Here is an 18,385-nt window from a genome sequence, read left to right on the forward strand (position 1 = left end):
TTGTCCTTGGACATGTGCCACCCGTTGCGAGTGGCAAGGCACAATGATTCTGACACAAAGCCCCTGTTCGCGCGGCGCCCCTCGACCTCACCACGGCTATGGCTTCGATAGCCGCAACGCCCTCGCAAAGCCACCTTGAGCGACCTTGAAACCCCGGTGATCGACACCATGCCGGCCGCTGCGCTCGACGGGCCGGGCCTCGTCGCGCAGGTGCGCGCGTGGATCGTGCGCGCGGGCATCGAGGCACGCGGCTGCGTGGTGCTGGTGCCGTTCGCGCAGCAGCTCGGCCCGGCACGGGCCGCCTGGGCGCAGGCCGGCGGCTGGATGCCGGAGATCGAGACGACGCAGACGCTCGCGCAGCGCCTCGGGCCGCCGCCCATCGCGCAAGAAGCCCAGATCACGTTCGACGTCCACCTCGACCGGCTCGCGGCCGCGCGCCTCCTGCGCAGCCAGGCGCGGCTGCAGGCCTGGGGCCGCAGCGATCCGCGGGCGTTCGACGATGCGGTGGCCGGCTTCGTGCGGCTCTCGCACGGGCTGGCGCGGGCCGCGGCGGCCATCGAGCCGTCCGGCCGCGAGGCGCATTGGCGACAGGCGCGCGCACTACTGGCGGCTGGCGACGGTCCCGGGCTCACCGAGCGTCAGATCGCGGCGATCGCGGTCGAATGGGCTGCCGCCGCCGCGCCGCCGCACACCGATGCGCTGTTCGCGCTGCGGCCCGCGGCCTGGATCGCCGTCCGTGTCGGCGGCAGCGACCCGCTGACCGACGCGCTGCTGCGCGCCGCGCGCGTGCCCGCGGTCGTCATCGACACCGATGCGGCCGCGCTGCGCCTGCCGTCGCGCTCGCCGGCCGTCGCGCTGTGCGAAGGCTTCGAGGACGAGGCCCAGTGCACCGCCGCGCAGGTGCTGGCGCATGTGCAGCGCGGCGAGTTGCCGGTGGCGCTGGTTGCGCAGGACCGGCTGCTGGTGCGCCGCGTGCATGCGCTGCTGGCGCGGCAGTCGGTCGCGGTGCTCGACGAAACCGGCTGGAAGCTGTCGACCACCCGTGCCGCGGCGCAACTGATGGGCCTGCTGCGCGCGGTCGGTGCGTCGAGCGCCGATGCGACGCTCGACGCGCTGAAATCGCTGACCGCGCCGTGGCCGGGCCTCGGCCCGGTGGCCGCGCTGACGCAGTCGCTCGAAGCGACCTGCCGCCGCCAGGGGTGGCGCCGCACTTCGCAGATCGATGCCGAACGGCTGCAGCCCGGAGAAGCTCGGCTGTGGGCCGCGCTGAGCGACGCGCTGGCGCCGCTCGCCGAGCCCGGCCGTCGCCCGTTGCGCGACTGGTGCGGCGCCCTGCAAGGCCTGCTCGGCGCGGCCGGCCTGGCCGATGCACTGGCCGACGATGCGGCCGGTGCGCAGGTGCTGGCCGCGCTGTGGCTGTCCGAAGGCCGCGGCTGGCCGGCGCAGGCGGGCCAGACCTCGATGACGCTCGACCAGTTTCGCCAGTGGGTCGACGGCGTGCTCGAAGAATCGTCGTTCGTGCCGCCGGCGCCGGCGCAGCCGGCGGTCGTGATCACGCCGCTTGCGCATGCCACGCTGCGGCCGTTTGCCGCGCTGGTGCTGCCCGGGGCCGACGAGCGCCACCTGGGCGCCGGCGTCGACCCGCTGCCGTTCATCAGCGACACGCAGGCGGTGGCGCTCGGCCTGCCCAGCGCGGCCAGCCGCCGCGAGCGCGAGGCCTTGTCGTTCGCGCATGCGATGCATGCGGCGCAGGTCACGCTGCTGCGCCGCCATGTCGACGGCAGCGAGCCGCTGTCGGCCAGCCCGCTGGTCGAGCGGCTGTCGCTCGCGCTGCAGAAGGTGTCGCGCGGCCTCGAAGCGTGGACCGACCCGCGCTCGTCGCAGGCGGTCGAGCCGCAGCCGGTCTTCATGCCGGCACCGTCGGCCGGCGCCTTGCTGCCGGACCGGCTGTCGGCGAGCGCCTGCGAAGCGCTGCGCGCCTGCCCGTACCGCTTCCATGCGCTGCACATGCTGAAGCTGCGCGAGCCCGGCGAGCTCGACGAAGAGGTCGAGAAGCGGGACTACGGCAACTGGCTGCATGCGGTGCTGCAGGCCTTCCACGAGACGCGCAGCGAGCCCGGCACGCCGGCCGACGAGACCACCCGCCTGCTGCACCTGGGCCGCACGATGCAGGACCGCGCCGGCCTGGCCGACGAGGAGTTCCTGCCGTACGACGCCAGCTTCGAGCAGCTCGCGCCGCGCTACATCGCATGGCTGCACGAGCGCGATGCGCAGGGCATCGCCTGGGCCGAAGGCGAGCAGGCGCACGAGATCGAGCTGCCGGCGCCGGCGGCGGTCACGCTGCATGGCCGCATCGACCGCGCCGACAAGCGCCGCGACGACGGTGCCGAGGTGCTGGAGCTGATCGACTACAAGACCGGCAGCGAAGCCGCGCTGCGCCAGCAGGTGCGCCAGCCGCTCGAAGACACGCAGCTCGCGTTCTACGCCGCGCTGATGCGCCCGCACACCGATGCCGGCCTGCAGGCCGTCTACCTGCTGCTCGACGCCGGCCACGAGATCCGCCAGGTGCCGCACCCCGAGGTCGAGGCGAGCGCGCAGGCGCTGGTCGAGGGCCTGTCCGGCGAACTGGCCCGCATCCGCGCCGGCGAGGGCCTGCCGGCGCTCGGCGAGGGCCGCGTCTGCGATTTCTGCGAGGCGCGCGGCTTGTGCCGCAAGGACCAATGGAGTTCGCGTTGAACGCCCCGGCTTACCAGGCGGACGGCGCACCGGTCTCTCGCGAGGCGTTCTACACGATCGCCTGCGACCCGCAGCGCAGCGTTGCCGTCGAAGCCTGCGCCGGCGCCGGCAAGACCTGGATGCTGGTGTCGCGCATCGTGCGCGCGCTGCTCGACGGCGCGCGCCCGCAGGAGATCCTCGCGATCACCTTCACCCGCAAGGCGGCCGGCGAGATGCGGGAGCGGCTCAACCAGTGGCTGGCCGATTTCGCGTCGCCGCAGGCCGACGATGCGAAGCGCGCTGCCGAGCTGGTCGCGCGCGGCGTGCCGCCGGCGCAGGCGGCCGGGCTCGCCGCCAGGCTGGCCGGGTTGCACGAGCAGGTGCTGGCCAGCGGCCGGCCGGTCGAGATCCGCACCTTCCACGCCTGGTTCTCGCAGCTGCTGAAGACCGCGCCGCTCGACCTGCTGGCGGCACTCGGGCTGCAGCCCGGCATGAGCCTGATCGAGGACATCGACGAGCATCTCGGCGAGATCTTCCGGCGCTTCCATGCGGCCCTGCTCGACGACGCGGCGCTGCACGCCGACTACCGCGCGCTGATCGAGCGGCGCGGCCGTTCGCAGACCGCGAAGTGGCTGGCGACGGTGCTCGACAAGCGCGTCGAGATCGAGCTGGCCGACGAGGCCGGCGTGCTCGACGACAGCGTGCCGTCGGCCGCGCAGCTGTGGCCGGCGCTGGCGGCGCTGCCGCATCCGGCGCACCGGCTGCACGACGCCGAGGCGCGCGGCCTGCTGCTGCGCGTGGCCGCCGCGCTCGGTGCGCAGGCCAAGGCGACGCCGCGCAAGCAGGGCAGCCTGCTCGAGCAGGCGCTCGCGCTCGAAGATGTCGAGGCTGCGCTGCAGGCCGCGCGCAGCGCCTTGCTCAACAGCAGCGGCCAGTTGCGCGCGCACCTGGCCGCACCCGAGCTCGACGATGCGGTCGCGCTGCTCGACGCCATCCACCATGCCGCGCGCCAGCAGGCGGCGCACGACGAACACCTGCGCATGGCGCGGCTGTCGCGCGTGCTGCTCGCGCAGTTCGCTGCGTTCAAGCGCCTGCGCGGGCTGGCCGACATGGCCGACCTGGAACGCTGCGCGCTCGCGCTGCTGCGCGATGCCGACCTCTCCGGCTGGGTGCAGGAGCGGCTCGATTCACGCGTGCGCCATGTGCTGATCGACGAGTTCCAGGACACCAGCCCGCTGCAGTGGCATGCGCTGCACAGCTGGCTGTCGGCCTATGCCGGCGCCGGCGGCGGCGCGAGCGGTCAGCGGCCGCCGTCGGTCTTCATCGTCGGCGACCCGAAGCAGAGCATCTACCGCTTCCGCCGCGCCGAGCCGCGGGTGTTCGCCGCGGCGAGCGACTTCGTGGCCGACGGGCTGGGCGGCCACGTGCTGGCCTGCGACCACACGCGGCGCAATGCGCCCGAGGTGATTGCCGCGCTGAACCGGGTGTTCGAGGCGGCGCAGCGCGACGGCGACTACAGCGACTACCGCGCGCACAGCACCGAGATCGCGCCGCTCGCCGGCGCCGGCGTGCGCGCGCTGCCGCCGGTGCCGCGCCCGCCGCGCGAATCCGCGGCGCGTGACGAAGGCCGGCTGCTGTGGCGCGACAGCCTGGTCACGCCGCGCCACGAGCCGGAAGAGGTGCTGCGCGAACAGGAGGCGCGCTGGGTCGCGCAGGCGGCCGGCGAGCTGGTCGCGGGCGGCAGCGTCGCGCCGGGCGAGATCTTCGTGCTGTGCCGCAAGCGCGCCTCGCTGCGGCTGGTCGCGCAGGCGCTGCAGGCGCGGCACCTGCCGGCCGCCGCGGTCGAAGACCAGTCGCTGATGGACGCGCCCGAGGTGCGCGACCTGATCGCGATGCTCGATGCGCTGGCCTCGCCGCAGCACCGGCTGTCGCTCGCGCAGGCGCTGCGCAGCCCGCTGTTCGGTGCGGCCGACGACGAACTGATCGCGCTGGCGCAGGCCGCTGACGGTGGCGACTGGTTCGGTGCGCTGCTGCGCGGGTCGCACGATGGCCGGCCGGCCTTGCAGCGGGCGCAGCGGCTGCTGCCGGCGTGGCTGCAGGCCGCGCGCGAGCTGCCGCCGCACGACCTGCTGGACCGCATCGTCGCGGAAAGCGCCTACCGCGAGCGTGTCGCAGCGACCGTGCCGCCGGAGCAGCGTGCCGCGGCGCTGAACGCGATCGACGCGTTGCTCGGGCAGGCGCTGACGCTCGACGGCGCGCGCTATGCGACGCCGTACAACTTCGTGCGGGCCCTGAAGCGCCGCGCACTGAAGGTGGCGCCGCCGGCGCAGCGCAACGCGGTGCAGCTGCTGACGGTGCACGGCGCCAAGGGCCTGGAGGCGCGTGTCGTCTTCATCATGGACAGCTCGCCCGAGCGGGCCGGCACCGACACCGCGACCGTGCTGGTCGACTGGCCGGTCGAGCTGGACCGGCCGGCGCGCTGCGCCTTCGTCTACTCCGAAGGCGACGTGCCGCCGTCGCTCGCGCCGGCGATGCTGGCCGAGCTGGCGGCGCGGCAGCGCGAGGAGCTCAACGGCCTGTACGTCGCGATGACGCGGGCCCGCGAGCAGGTGGTGTTCAGCCGCACCGAACCGCACATCGCTGCGCCCGGTGCGTCGTGGTGGCAGCGGGTCGAGGCGCTCGCGCAGCCGTGGCTGCCGGCCGACGTGGCCTCGGCGGCGGCGGGGCAGGGGGCGTTCGCGTTGCCGGGCCTGCCGGCGCTGCCGCCGGTCGCTGTGGCCGATCCGGCGCCGGCCGCGTTCGCGGCCCGCGACGACCGCGCGTCGCGCCTCGGCCAGGCGGTGCACCGCACGCTGGAATGGGCGACCGCGGATCGAGCGACCGGCGAAGCCCTGGAAGTACTCGCCACCGCCGCTGCCAGCGCGTTCGACAGCCCGCCGCGCGAGGTGCTGCGCATCGCGTCGACGATGCTGCAGCATGCCAGCGGCCGTCGCTTCTTCGACCGCGCCGGGCTGCTGTGGGCCGGCAACGAGGTGGCGGTGGCGCAGGGCGCGCAGGCGTTGCGCATCGACCGGCTGGTGGCGCTGGACGAAGGCGGCCGGCGCGTCTGGTGGGTGCTCGACTACAAGCTGGCCCACAAGCCGCAGGCGCAGCAGGAGTACCGGCAGCAGATGCAGCGCTACCGCGACGCGGTGCAGGCGCTGCAGCCCGGCGAGCGCGTGCGCTGCGCGCTGATCGCCGGCACCGGCGAGGTGGTCGAGCTCGACATCTGACGCGCGAAAAGCAGCCACCCCGGCTGAAAATGACACGGCTTTTCCGGGTTCATCTGCGCACCACGATGCAGCATTCGGTCGTCCAATAAGGCAACTTCGTCACATCGCGCCCTTCGCCCATGTCCGTTCCGGAGACTCCTGCCGCCAAGACCGCGCCGACGCGTGCGTTCGGGCGCTACCAGCTGCGCCAGCTGCTGGGCAAGAGCGACCGCAGCATGGTCTGGCTGGCCTTCGATCCGCGCGCGTCGCAGGAGGTGATGCTGACACTGCCGCGCGTGCAGCCGGCCGATGCGGCCGGTCTGGAAGCCTGGACGCGTGACGCCAAGCTCGCCGCCCGGCTCGACCACCCGAACCTGGCCCACGTGATCGAGGTCGGCGTGCAGGACCACTGGCCGTATGTCGCGGTCGATCGCGCGCTCGGCAGCACGCTGGCCGAGCGGCTGGCCGCCACGCCCGGGCTGACCGCGAACGAAGCGGTCGGCTGGATGATCCAGGCGCTCGAAGGCCTGGCCTTCGCGCACGAAGCCGGCGTGGCGCACCGCGACCTGCAACTGCACCATGTGCTGCTCAGCGAGCAGGGCACGGTGCGCGTGATGGCGCTGGCCGTCGCGTCGACGGTGGCCGCGGCGGCCGGCGAACCGGCGCCCGCCGACCGCGCCCATGACCGGGCCCACGACCGCGCGATGCCGATGGACCCGAACCAGCTGCGCGCCGCCCGCGTCGCGGCCGAACGCGACGTGCTGTGTGCCGGCCTGGTGCTGCACCAGCTGCTGTCGGGCCAGCCGGCGCTCGACGAACCCGACACCGCCCGCGTCATCGATCGCCTGCCGCCGGTCGGCCGCGACATCATCCGCCTGCCCTGGGGCACGCCGAAGCCGATTCCCGACGCGCTGCGCGCCATCGCCAACCGCGCCACCGACCGCCAGGAGCGCCAGCGCTACCACAGTGCCCGCACGATGCTGCGCGCGATGTCGGGCTGGCGCGAGACCGATGCGCAGGACAGCGGCGGCGCGATCGCGCTGCTGATCGACCGCATGCGCAGCATCGGCCACCTGCCGGCCGCGCCCGGCGTCGCGCAGCGCGTCGGCCGGCTCGCGATGGCCGAGGGACAGCGCACCGACGAGATCGCGCAGCAGATCCTGCAGGACATGGCGCTCAGCTTCGAACTGCTGCGCACCGTCAATTCGGCGCAGGTGCAGGGCACGCAGATTTCGGGCAACGGCCCGGTGCTGACGATCCGCCGCGCGGTCGCGCTGGTCGGGCTGAAGGGCGTGCGCAGTGCCGCCGCGGTGCTGCGGCCGTGGCCCGGGCCGCTGGCGCCGGCGCATGCCGACGCCTTGCAGAAGCTGATGGACCGCGTGCGCCTGGCCGGCCACGCCGCGCAGGTGCTGCGCCCGGCCGGCTACGACCCCGAGGTGGTCTACCTGATCGCGACGCTGCAGAACCTGGGCCGGCTGATGGTGCAGTACCACTTCCCCGATGAAGCCGAACAGATCCGCCAGCTGATGCAGCCGATTCCGCCCGCCGAGCCGGGCGAGGCCGAGCAGCCGGGCATGACCGAAGAGGGCGCATCGCTGGCGGTGCTCGGCGTCGACAGCGAACTGCTGGGCGCGGCCGTGGCGCGCCACTGGGGCCTGAACGACGAGGTGCTGCACATGGCGCGCCGGCTGCCTGTCGGCCGGCCGGTGCGCACCGCCGACAGCGACGGCGACGTGCTGCGCATTACCGCGAGCGCCGCCAACGAGGCGGTCGACGTGGTGAACCAGTCGCCGCCGGCGCGCGTGGCCGCCGGCCTGGCCGTGGTGGCGCAGCGCTACGCGCGGCCGCTCGAGGTGACGGCGCGCGACATCGGCGAAGCGCTGCAGAACGCGCGCCAGGCGATGACCACCGGCGGCGTGGCGGCATCGTCGCGCCACGTGGCCACCGACGATGCGACGCCGACGCCTGCGGGTGGGCTGCGCGGCCTGGCCGCGGCGCGTTCGCGTCCTCAGTAAGCCCGATCCGGATCGATGCCCGCTGCCGCCATGGCCACGCGCCCCGCCACCCTGGGCCGCTTCGAACTGCGGCGGATGCTCGGCAAGGGCGCGCAGGCCACCGTGTGGCTGGCCCACGACCCGCGGCTGGAGCGCGAGGTCGCCGTCAAGCTGATGCGCCCCGGGGCCGACACCGTGGAGGTTGGCCATTGGCTGCAGGAAGCGCGCAGCGTCAGCCGGCTGACGCACCCGCACATCGTGCCGGTGTTCGAGGCCGATGTGCACGAGCAGCAGCCGTACCTGGTCTTCGAATACGTGGCCGGCCCGACGCTGGCCGAGCAATTGCGCGCGAAGGGCGCGATGCCGGCGCGCGATGCGGTCGAGATGATGCTGGGCGTGCTGGACGCGCTGAGCGCAGCGCATGCCGCCGGCGTGATCCACCGCGACCTGAAGCCATCGAACATCCTGGTCGACGCCGAGGGGCGGGCGCGCGTGATGGACTTCGGCATTGCCGCGAGCGTCGATGCGCAGCATGTGCAGCAGGTGGTCGGCACGCCGGGCTACATGTCGCCCGAGGCGACGCACGGGCTGAAGCCGGCGCCGGCGATGGACTTGTTCTCGGCCGCGCTGGTGCTGGCCGAGATGCTGTGCGGGCGGCAGCTGCTGATCGAGAAGGATCCGTTCCGCGCGATGTACCGTGTGGCGCACGAAGACATGGCGTGGCCGAAGGATGGCGCCGGCGATGCCGACGATGCGCTGCGCGCGATCGTGATGCGCAGCCTGGCGCGGGATCCGGGGCAGCGGCATGCCGATGTGGCGGCGTTCCGCAAGGCCTTGCAGGAGTGGCTGGTCCCGGCGGCCGACGCGCCGGCAGGGCAGGCCGCGCAGCCGGCCCAGTCGGGCAGCGGCACGCTGGAGTTCCTGCTGCGCCGCATGCGCCACAAGAGCGACTTTCCGGCGATGTCGGATTCGGTGGTGCGCATCCAGCGCGTCGCCAATTCGGAGACCGAGAGCCTGGCCAGCCTGTCGAGCGAGATCCTGAAGGACGTCGCGCTGACCAACAAGCTGCTGCGGCTGGTGAACACCGCGCACTACACGCAGTCGGGCGGCGGCAGCATCAGCACCGTGTCGCGCGCGGTCGCGTTGATCGGCTTCGCCGGCATCCGCAACATCGCGCTGAGCCTGGTGCTGCTGGAGCACATGCACGACAAGGGGCATGCGAACCAGCTGAAGGAAGAGTTCCTGCGCTCGTTGATGGCCGGCTCGCTGGCCAACGAACTGCTGCCGGCGTCGAAGGACGGCGAGGAGGCCTTCATCGGCGCGATGTTCCAGAACCTCGGCCGGCTGCTGACGGAGTTCTACTTTCCGGACGAAGCGCGCCAGGTGCGCAAGCTGACCGGCACCAAGGGCGTCGGCGGCTCGACGATGGGCGAGCATGCGGCGTCGATCAGCGTGCTGGGGCTGAGTTTCGAGGAGCTGGGGCTGGGCATCGCGAAGGCCTGGGGGTTCCCCGAGAGCCTGCAGCGCTGCATGCGCCGGCCGGTGGGCGATTTCCCGTCGCGGCCCTGCGAGAAGGCCGACCGGATGCGCTGGATCGCGCTGGCCGCCAACGACGTGACCGATGCGATGCTGCAGGCCGAGCCGGGCCGCGCGAGCAGCGCGATCGCCGCGGTGGCGCAGCGCTATGCGCGCGTGCTGGAGATCAGCCCGCGCGACATGCAGGCCGCTGCGCTGCTGGCGCAGCAGCGGCTGGCGGGGCTGGCCCAGGCCATGAGCCTGAGCGTGCAGCCCGGCTCGCCGGTGCGGCGCCTGCTGGAGCAGCCGGGCGGCAACGGCACCGCGAAGACCATCGCGAGCGATGCCGACAGCCTGGCGGGGCATGAGCTGCAGGCGACGATCGCGATCGACATGACCATTCCGCTCGAGAGGCCGGCCGAGAAGCCGTTCGACCAGGACGCCGCGGCCGCGATGCTGGGCGCGGGGATCCAGGACATCACGAACACGATGGTCGAGGATTTCAAGCTCAACGACGTGCTGCGGATGATCCTGGAGACGATGCTGCGTGCGCTGGGGTTCCGGCGCATCGTGTTCTGCCTGCGCGACCCGAAGACCGAGACGCTGACCGGCCGCTTCGGCATGGGCGAAGACGTCGACAGCGCGAGCAAGCAGTTCAAGGTGGCGCTGAAGCCGGCGCCGGGCAGTGCGCCCGACCTGTTCAGCGCGGTGTGCCTGAAGGGGGCGGACACGCTGATCTCGGACGCGACGGTGCCGAACATCGCGGCGCGCTTGCCGGCGTGGTACCGGCAGCAGGTGAATGCCCCGGCGTTCTTGCTGCTGCCGCTGCTGATGAAGGGCGCGCCGTTCGCGCTGATCTATGCCGACAAGGCGCAGCCGGGCGGCATCGAGCTGGGAGAGCGGGAGCTCTCGCTGCTGCGCACGCTGCGGAACCAAGCGGTGATGGCGTTCAAGCAGTCGCGGTGAGGGTGGCTTGAACGGTGTGGCCGGTGCGACGTAGCATCGGCCGCATGCGTACTTACCTCGTTCCGTATGTGGCAGCGCTTGTCGTGCTGCTGGCGCTCGATGGCCTGTGGCTCGGACTGATCGCGATGGATTGGTACCGCGCGGGGATCGGGCACCTGATGGCGCAGCAGGTCAACGTCGTGGCGGCGGGGCTGTTCTACCTGCTGTTTCCGGTCGGGATCGTGGTGTTCGCGGTGATGCCGGCGCGGGATGCGTGGCATGCGGCGAGGCTGGGCGGGTTGCTGGGATTGCTTTGCTATGCGACGTATGACTTGACGAACTTGGCGACGTTGAGGGGGTGGCCGGTCGGGATCACGGCGGTGGACATGGGGTGGGGAGCGCTGGTTGGAGCGTTGTCGGCGGGCGTCGCCCGTCTGTGTTCCATGCGGCCTGGGTGAGGATACCAAGCACCGCGACACGGTACAAAAATCTGAGCGAGAGAAGGAACGGAGCTTCGTCGACTGTCACTCAAGCACGGGAAATTAAATTGTTGTTTGAGGTTAAAAGTGCAGCCTGACCCAGTACATAGCAAGCTTACTCAGATCAGCGGAAAGCAGACGGCAGGGCAACGTCGAACGTATTTCGATTGCGCACTTCTCAAGCGTCAACGCGCCGGCGAGGCAATTTCTGAGGCTGTGCTTGCAGAGTCTCTTAACCGTCTTTTGAGGCAGCGAAAGCCAAACCAGAAGTTGGATGTCATGAGCGTGCAGATCAATGGCACGCAACATATAAAAGTGCTTTATCTTGTTGATCGCAAAAGCAACTCGATCGAGCGACGAATATTCAGGCCTGGATTATTGCACAAGCTGGCCAGCTCCAAAGCGAAGGAATACATCAGTAATATAATAAATATTGAATATCCGGCCACCGGATCTGTCGCAGGTCAAATTACTGAAATCCGTGCGAAGACAGAGCCAATGATTCGTGAGGCGCAGAGGATTCAAGCTCAGAAGCACGCAGATTTAGTCGATCCCCCAAGATATGGAATTTCTTCTTTTCAAAAGGTCCGGTTTACAGGCAATGGAATAAAATTCGGCTTGAAGGAATTTTCCTTCAGTGACGGGGGTGGATTTTCTGCTGCCTCCAACGAACTCAAGTTGATTATCGGCTCGAATGGAAAAAAATATGTCCTGAAAAAAATGCCGGATGGAACACGTGCACGAAATGAGATCGGATTGATTCGGGGTTTGCACGAAAACCGGAAGACCGGCACCCATATCGTCACTTTCCAGCAGGTCGGGATCAGCGGCAAGGATCTGTACGTTGTCATGCCGTACATGGACGGGCCCGACTGTTCCAAACTCATTGAGAAACTGCAACGGCAGGAAGCGAGAGAGCTTTCCCGGGTCGGCGCCCGAGGGCTTCTGATGTCACTCGGAACGCACCGGCTGCGGGAAACCCGCACGAAGGAGATCAAGCAGGCGTACCTGAAAGACAAAATCCTCTTGTGTCAGATGGCCGTTCGGTCGGTTCGTCCTCTGAGCGATCAGGGCATCGTTCATAACGACATGAAATGGGAGAACATTCTCTACGGCAACGGCAAGACTTGCGTCACGGATCTGGAGCTCGCCAAATTGACGACGGAGGATTTGATTAAAGGACATAGGCTCCGTGACAATCCGAGACTCAAGGCGCCTGAAATCGTGCTTGCCGAGAACGAAGTGTTGGATTGGAAACATCCGCAGAAATTTACCATCACCCCCGCAGTCGATGTGTGGTCGCTGGGGATCATGTTCTGCGAGCTTTTGCTTGGCACAAATCCATTCGATCGAGATGGGACACCGTTTGGTACAGATATTGAAGCTGAAATCGGGGGGCATAGAGCTGGTGCTTTGAATTCGGCCTTGTTCGATTGCTTGACGGATGACGTGAGGCAAGACGCAGAGGTGCTGATAAATTCCATGTTGAACCCTGATCCGAAGGAGAGGATCACAATAGAGAAGGTGCTTGAGAGTTCCTTGTTTTCTCTGGTGGCCGGAAAAGAGAAGGAAGGGAAGGCTCGCCTTCACCGTATATCCACTGGCACAGTTTGGTCTGGTGAAGCGCAAAGGAGGAGGCCTCTGCGAAATCATCAGACGATGATTGGGAAACGGCTCAAAGCCTGAGCGGGTTTCCGATGAATCCAATTGATGGTTGCCACGCGTTGCGCTGAATCCTGGGCAACATGGGTCAGAGGTGTCCTACTGCATGGCGCGGGATCTGACGACGGAAGATTGCGCAAGGCACCGAGGTGACATGCAATCCGGCACGGCTACCTTTCATTCACGTTGACGAAGGAGCCTTCCATGAGCAAGCAGCAGAAGCCGGTACAAACGAGCAAGCCGTCACCCCAAGCCGACCTGACCCAAGTCCAAGGCGAAGGCGACTACGAAGCCGGTCGCCACTACGACGAGAAGACCCGCGAGTTCGTCAAGTCCGGCAAGGTCGAGGACGCGGCGCGCAACGCGCACCCGAAGTCGCCCCGCGAGCAGCAGGAAATGCAGAAAGCCGAGGAGATCGGCAAGTCGCGCTCGAAGGGCGAAGACCCGCACGGCTGACGGTGCAGGGGCGCGCGACCGCGTCAGCGCCCGTCGACCAGCTTCGCAAACTCCGCCGCGCGAAACCGCTCCGTCACGAAATCGACGAACGCCCGCGTCTTTGCCGGCAGTTGGCTGCGGCTCGGGTAGTACAGCGACAGCGGGCCCGCGTCGCTGTACCACCCCGGCAGCAGCCGCACGAGCTCCCCGCTGGCGATCGGCGCAAAGGCGAACGGCATCGGCAGCAGCGCGACGCCGAGTCCCAACTTGGCGGCCTCGGCAATCGCCTCCGGGTCGCTGAAGATCAGCCGCGGTTTGCAAGGCACCGCCTGCTCGGCATGGCGCTTCGTCCGTAGCGTCCATGGCCGCACCCGGCCGGTCGGTGACGAGCGCCGCATGATGCCGTCGAACGCGGCCAGGTCCTCCGGCGTGCGTGGCGCCTGTCGCCCGCCCAGGTAGCCCGGCGAAGCGACCGCGACAATGTGAACCGGCGCCAGTTCGCGCGCCACCACGCCGGGCGCCAGTTCGAAGCCGCCGCCGATCGCCGCATCGAAGCCCTCGCCGACGATGTCGACCTGCCGGTTGTCGAAATGCCAGTCCGGCAGCACCGCCGGATACCGCGCGAGGAAGTCTCCCAGCAGCGGCACCAGGAAGTGCCGCCCGAACGCCTGCCCCATGCTGACCTTCAACGTGCCGGCCGGCGCTTCATCGCCGCGCTGAACGCTGGAGATGGCCGCTTGAAGCGACGTCAGCGGGTCGTTCACCTGCTGCAGGAAGCGCTCGCCGCTTTCGGTCAGCGCCAGCCGGCGCGTGCTGCGGTGGAAGAGCCGCGCGCCGAGATCGGCTTCGAGCCGCGCCACGTTCTTGCTGACGCCGGCGGGCGTCAACCCCAGCACCCGCGCCGCGGCCGAGAAGCTGCCGTGCTCCGCCGTGTGAACGAACGACACCAGGTGCTGCAGGTAGGTCATGTCCGATCTTAAACCGATGGTTGAAGCTGATTGCGTCCGTTTCCGGCTAGTCGGTTCAAGCCGGTTTCAAGACACTGGCGACAGCTGTTCCTCATCCACCCCACGGAGATCACCATGCGAACCCTGCTTTCCCTTGCCCTGGCATCCCTCACGCTGATGGCCGTTCCCGCATCGGCCTCGGCCCAATCCCAGGCCCTCAAGTACCCGGCGACGTTCTCGACCCGCGAGGTCACGACGAACGGCGCGACCATCCACGTCCGCTCCGGCGGCAAGGGCCCAGCCGTCGTGCTGCTGCACGGCTACGGCGAGACCGGCGACATGTGGGTACCGCTCGCGGCAGACCTGGCGCGCGACCACACGGTGATCGTGCCGGACCTGCGTGGCCTCGGGCTGTCGTCCAAGCCGGCAGGCGGCTTCGACAAGAAGACGCAGGCCGGCGACGTCAGCGGCGTGCTGGCGGCCTACGGCGTGCAACAGGCCGACGTCGTCGCGCACGACATCGGCAACATGGTCGCCTTCCAGTTCGCGGCACAGCACCCGGAGCAGGTGCGTCGCCTGGTGCTGATCGACGCGCCGGTGCCCGGTGTCGGCCCGTGGGAAGAGATCCTGAAGAACCCGCTGCTGTGGCACTTCCGCTTCGGCGGGCCGGACATGGAGCGCCTCGTCGCCGGTCGCGAACGGATCTACCTCGATCGCTTCTGGAACGAGTTCTCGGCCACGCCCGCGCGCTTCAGCGAGACCGCGCGCCAGCACTACGCGAAGCTCTATGCACGCCCCGGTGCGATGCATTCCGGCTTTGCGCAGTTCGCCGCGTTCGACCAGGATGCCGTCGACAACCGCGCGTTCGTTGCCAACAACCGGTTGAAGATGCCGCTGCTGGCGCTGGGCGGCGAGAAATCGTTCGGGCTGCAGATGGCCGCCGTGATGCGCGCCGGCGCCGAGGACGTCACCGAAGGCGTCGTCCCCGGCTCAGGCCACTGGATCATGGAAGAGAACCCCTCCGCAACGGGCAAGCTGGTGCGCGACTTCATCAGCAAGTGAGCTCGTGGCGGGCAACGGCCATGCCCGCCGTAATGAGTATTTAACCTAGTGAAATATGTCGTCAAGATCTCCTAGAGTCCGCGCAGCATTGAAATGGAAACGGTTCCATTCCCTGCATACAAGAGACATATCAAGGAGACGACAAGATGAAACGGTGGCTCACGATGGGGCTGACGGCGCTCACGCTCGGCCTGAGCGGTTGCGGTGGTGGTGACGACGATGCACCGCCCGCACCGCCGCCGTCTCCCCCTGAGAACAAGCCACTGGACGACTGGCCCGCGATTCACAGCGCGATCCCGCAGGACGCTTCGCAGGAAGCGCAGATCAAGGGCCTGGTCGCCAACATGACGCTGGCACAGAAGGTCGGGCAGATGACGCAGCCCGACATCCGCAGCATCACGCCCGACGAGGTGCGGCAGTACTGCATCGGCTCGGTGCTGAACGGCGGCGGCGCCTGGCCCGGCAACAAGAAGGATGCGAGCGTGGCCGACTGGCTCGCGCTGGCCGATGCCTACTGGCAGGCGTCGATGGACACCGACCTGGCCGTCAAGATCCCGGTGATCTGGGGGACCGATGCGGTGCATGGCCACGGCAACGTCCATGGCGCCACGCTGTTTCCGCAGAACATCGGACTGGGTGCGGCGAACGACCCGGAACTGATCGAGCGCATCGGCGAAGCCGTCGCGATGCAGGTCCACGCGACCGGCATCGACTGGACCTTCGCACCGACGCTCGCGGTGGTGCGCGACGACCGCTGGGGCCGCACCTACGAAGGCTTTTCCGAAGATCCGGCCATCGTCGCCAGCTACGGCGGGCGCTACACCACCGGGCTGCAGGGCAGCTTCGCGGCCTCGGGCCGGCCGACCGTGGTGGCCACCGCCAAGCACTTCATGGGCGACGGCGGCACCGACCTCGGCAAGGACCAGGGCGAGAACAAGGCGACGCTGGCCGAGATGATCAACATCCACGGCGCGGGCTACTACACCTCGCTGGCGGCGGGTGCGCAGACCGTGATGGCCTCGTTCAACAGCTGGACCTTCCAGGGCACCACGAAGGACGGCCTGGCGCTGGACTTCGCCAACGCGAAGATGCATGGCAACAAGTACCTGCTGACCGACGTGTTGAAGACGAAGATGGGCTTCGACGGCCTGATCGTCTCCGACTGGAACGGCATCGGCCAGGTGAAGTACACCGACGCCAACGGCGTGACGAAGACCTGCACCAACTCGTCGTGCCCGCCGTCGATCAACGCCGGCATGGACCTGATCATGGTGCCGGACGACTGGAAGGCCTTCATCGACAACACCATCGCGTCGGTGAACGCCGGTGAGATCCCGATGGCCCGCATCGACGACGCGGTGACGCGCATCCTGCGCGTGAAGCTGCGCTCCGGGCTGATGACGCTGGAGGGCGGCGCGACGGTCTCGACCAGGCCTTCGCTGCGCCCTGGCGCCGGCGACCCGGCCGCATTGCAACACCGCGAACTGGCGCGCGAGGCGGCCCGCAAATCGCTGGTCTTGCTGAAGAACGATGGTGGCGTGCTGCCGCTGAAGCGCGGCGAGAAGCTGCTGGTGGTGGGCCGCAGCGCCGACAGCATGTCGAACCAGACGGGCGGCTGGTCGCTGACCTGGCAGGGCACGTCGAACACGAACGCCGATTTCCCGAACGGCGACACCGTGCTGGCCGGGATCCGCGAGGCGGCGGGCGATGGCAATGTGACCTTCTCGGTCGATGCAGCCAACGTCAACGTGGCCGACTACAAGGCGGTGATCGCGGTGATCGGCGAAACGCCGTATGCCGAAGGCGCCGGCGACATCGGCAAGACCGGCACGCTGGAACACGCCAGGCGCTACCCGGCCGACCTGGCGGTGCTGGAGGCGGTGAAGGGCAAGGGCGTGCCGGTGGTGACGGTGCTGATGAGCGGCCGGCCGCTGTGGGTCAACAAGGAGCTGAACCGCAGCGATGCGTTCGTCGCGGCCTGGTTGCCGGGCACTGAAGGCAAGGGCGTGGCCGACGTGCTGTTCCGCAAGGCCGATGGTTCGGTGAACTTCGACTTCCAGGGGCGGCTGTCGTTCTCGTGGCCGAAGGAGGCCTGCCAGACGGTGCTGAACCGCGGAGACGCGACCTATGCACCGCTGTTCGCTTACGGCTACGGCCTGGGCTATGCGGCGGCGGGCACGCCGCTGGGAAACACGCTGGACGAGACCACGCCGACGCTCGGCTGCGGGCAGGGCGCCAACACCGGTCCGGCCGCGACCGAGCCGCTGGAGGTGTTCAACCTCGTCGAGGACTCGACCTTCCCGCTGTTCATCGGCTCGTCGCCGAACTGGATGATCCCGGTCGGCGCCGACCTGAACGCGACCGTGGTCACGCAAGACGGCACGCTGACGCTGCAGACCGCGCAGGTCAACGTGCAGCAGGACGGCAAGAAGCTGACCTGGACCGGCCTCGGCGAGTTCAAGGCGATCGCGTCGGACCCGGCCAGCACCAGCGTGCGCAACCCGCAGAACCTGGAGAGCTATGTGCACCCCGATGCGAAGGCGGTGCTGGCCTTCGACGTCGTGGTCGACCAGGCGCCGCAGGGCAGCGTGAAGATCCGCATCGATTGCGGCTACCCATGCCGCGGCGAGCTCGACGGCACCGCGGTGCTGGCGGCGCTGCCGCTGGGCACGAAGGCGACGGTGAAGATCCCGCTGTCGTGCTTTGCAGATGCCGGCGCGGATTTCTCGGCGATCGACACCGCGTTCCTGGTGCAGACCGACAAGCCGTTCAGCGCGAGCTTTGCGAACATCCGCTGGCTGGTGAATGCGAGCGGCGATGCCGACACGCACACCTGCGCCGAGCTGGCACCCCCGCCGCCGCAGACCATCGAGCCGCTGCCGGGCACCAGCGCGACGCTGCTGGGCACGGAGGGGCTGCGCGCCGGCCTGGCGACCGGCATGTACACGTCGACACCGACGCACGTGGTGGCGAGCGTGGCGAACGGCGAGGCCGACCTGCAGTTCGCGGCCGACGGCGGCAACGGCACGTTCTACTTCACCGGCAGCGGGCTGAACCTGAGCGGCTATGCCGGCGGCACGCTGCAGTTCGAGCTGGCGGTCAGCAGCTACGGGACCAACACCAAGGGATTGGCGATCAAGATGGAGAGCCCCGGCGACGGCTGCCGCAATGTCGACTACCTGATCCCCGACGCGATGAAGCCGCCGGCCGATGGCGCCTTCCACGCGGTCACGCTGAACGTGGCGGACGTGATCGCGGTGAAGAACGCACCGTGCTTCACGCTCGACAACATCACCGTGCCGTTCGGGATCTTCCCGGTGTGGGACGACCAGCAGGGCGTGAGCTTCAAGGTGAGGAACGTGAAGCTGGTGCAGTGAGAT

General features: G+C 69.1%; 10 protein-coding genes. 9 read left to right on the forward strand and 1 reads right to left on the reverse strand.

The features are described 5' to 3' along the window. Positions 1 to 135: 135 nt before the first annotated feature. The 7 genes from ASC98_RS18405 to ASC98_RS18435 all read left to right on the forward strand — a co-directional run bounded on the left by ASC98_RS18405 (position 136) and on the right by ASC98_RS18435 (position 13,017). A complete protein-coding gene (locus tag ASC98_RS18405; RefSeq protein WP_157597738.1) occupies positions 136 to 2,736 on the forward strand; it encodes a PD-(D/E)XK nuclease family protein in 2,601 nt (866 codons plus the stop codon). Beyond that, the gene (locus ASC98_RS18410) at positions 2,733 to 5,987 is read left to right on the forward strand and encodes an exodeoxyribonuclease V subunit beta (RefSeq protein ID WP_082541699.1); all 3,255 of its coding nucleotides are present in this window, start codon (positions 2,733 to 2,735) and stop codon (positions 5,985 to 5,987) included. The genes ASC98_RS18405 and ASC98_RS18410 overlap by 4 nt, the downstream gene beginning before the upstream one ends. Positions 5,988 to 6,106: 119 nt before the next feature. Beyond that, positions 6,107 to 7,981, forward strand: a complete 1,875-nt coding sequence (locus ASC98_RS18415; RefSeq protein ID WP_056814362.1) for an HDOD domain-containing protein — start codon at positions 6,107 to 6,109, stop codon at positions 7,979 to 7,981. A 30-nt stretch (positions 7,982 to 8,011) separates the two neighbouring features. Next, complete coding sequence (locus tag ASC98_RS18420) at positions 8,012 to 10,441, forward strand: serine/threonine protein kinase (protein ID WP_157597739.1); 2,430 nt, start codon at positions 8,012 to 8,014, stop codon at positions 10,439 to 10,441. A gap of 44 nt (positions 10,442 to 10,485) precedes the next feature. Further along, entirely contained in the window at positions 10,486 to 10,878 is a 393-nt protein-coding gene (locus ASC98_RS18425) for a DUF2177 family protein (protein WP_056814367.1), read from the forward strand. 300 nt (positions 10,879 to 11,178) lie between these two features. Continuing rightward, positions 11,179 to 12,585: a protein kinase gene (locus ASC98_RS18430; protein WP_082541669.1), complete on the forward strand. Its 1,407-nt coding sequence runs from the start codon at positions 11,179 to 11,181 to the stop codon at positions 12,583 to 12,585. 180 nt (positions 12,586 to 12,765) lie between these two features. Then, positions 12,766 to 13,017: a hypothetical protein gene (locus ASC98_RS18435; RefSeq protein ID WP_056814373.1), complete on the forward strand. Its 252-nt coding sequence runs from the start codon at positions 12,766 to 12,768 to the stop codon at positions 13,015 to 13,017. A 23-nt stretch (positions 13,018 to 13,040) separates the two neighbouring features. Here ASC98_RS18435 and ASC98_RS18440 read toward each other — a convergent pair whose 3' ends face one another. Beyond that, complete coding sequence (locus ASC98_RS18440) at positions 13,041 to 13,964, reverse strand: LysR family transcriptional regulator (RefSeq protein WP_056814375.1); 924 nt, start codon at positions 13,962 to 13,964, stop codon at positions 13,041 to 13,043. A gap of 114 nt (positions 13,965 to 14,078) precedes the next feature. Here ASC98_RS18440 and ASC98_RS18445 point away from each other — a divergent pair, with 114 nt between their 5' ends. Beyond that, the gene (locus ASC98_RS18445) at positions 14,079 to 15,005 is read left to right on the forward strand and encodes an alpha/beta fold hydrolase (protein WP_200952967.1); all 927 of its coding nucleotides are present in this window, start codon (positions 14,079 to 14,081) and stop codon (positions 15,003 to 15,005) included. 146 nt (positions 15,006 to 15,151) lie between these two features. Next, positions 15,152 to 18,382, forward strand: a complete 3,231-nt coding sequence (locus ASC98_RS18450) for a glycoside hydrolase family 3 N-terminal domain-containing protein (RefSeq protein ID WP_082541670.1) — start codon at positions 15,152 to 15,154, stop codon at positions 18,380 to 18,382. The last annotated feature ends 3 nt before the right edge of the window (positions 18,383 to 18,385 follow it).

The organism is Rhizobacter sp. Root1238 (assembly GCF_001425825.1).
In the GTDB taxonomy this organism is placed as follows: Bacteria; Pseudomonadota; Gammaproteobacteria; order Burkholderiales; family Burkholderiaceae_C; genus Rhizobacter.

Excerpts from the sequence above, each read along its gene's own strand:
- ASC98_RS18415 (WP_056814362.1), top strand. The coding sequence starts at position 6,107 with ATGTCCGTTCCGGAGACTCCTGCCGCCAAGACCGCGCCGACGCGTGCG.
- ASC98_RS18420 (WP_157597739.1), top strand. The coding sequence starts at position 8,012 with ATGGCCACGCGCCCCGCCACCCTGGGCCGCTTCGAACTGCGGCGGATG.
- ASC98_RS18425 (WP_056814367.1), top strand. The coding sequence starts at position 10,486 with ATGCGTACTTACCTCGTTCCGTATGTGGCAGCGCTTGTCGTGCTGCTG.
- ASC98_RS18430 (WP_082541669.1), top strand. The coding sequence starts at position 11,179 with ATGAGCGTGCAGATCAATGGCACGCAACATATAAAAGTGCTTTATCTT.
- ASC98_RS18435 (WP_056814373.1), top strand. The coding sequence starts at position 12,766 with ATGAGCAAGCAGCAGAAGCCGGTACAAACGAGCAAGCCGTCACCCCAA.
- ASC98_RS18440 (WP_056814375.1), bottom strand. The coding sequence starts at position 13,964 with ATGACCTACCTGCAGCACCTGGTGTCGTTCGTTCACACGGCGGAGCAC.
- ASC98_RS18445 (WP_200952967.1), top strand. The coding sequence starts at position 14,079 with ATGCGAACCCTGCTTTCCCTTGCCCTGGCATCCCTCACGCTGATGGCC.
- ASC98_RS18450 (WP_082541670.1), top strand. The coding sequence starts at position 15,152 with ATGAAACGGTGGCTCACGATGGGGCTGACGGCGCTCACGCTCGGCCTG.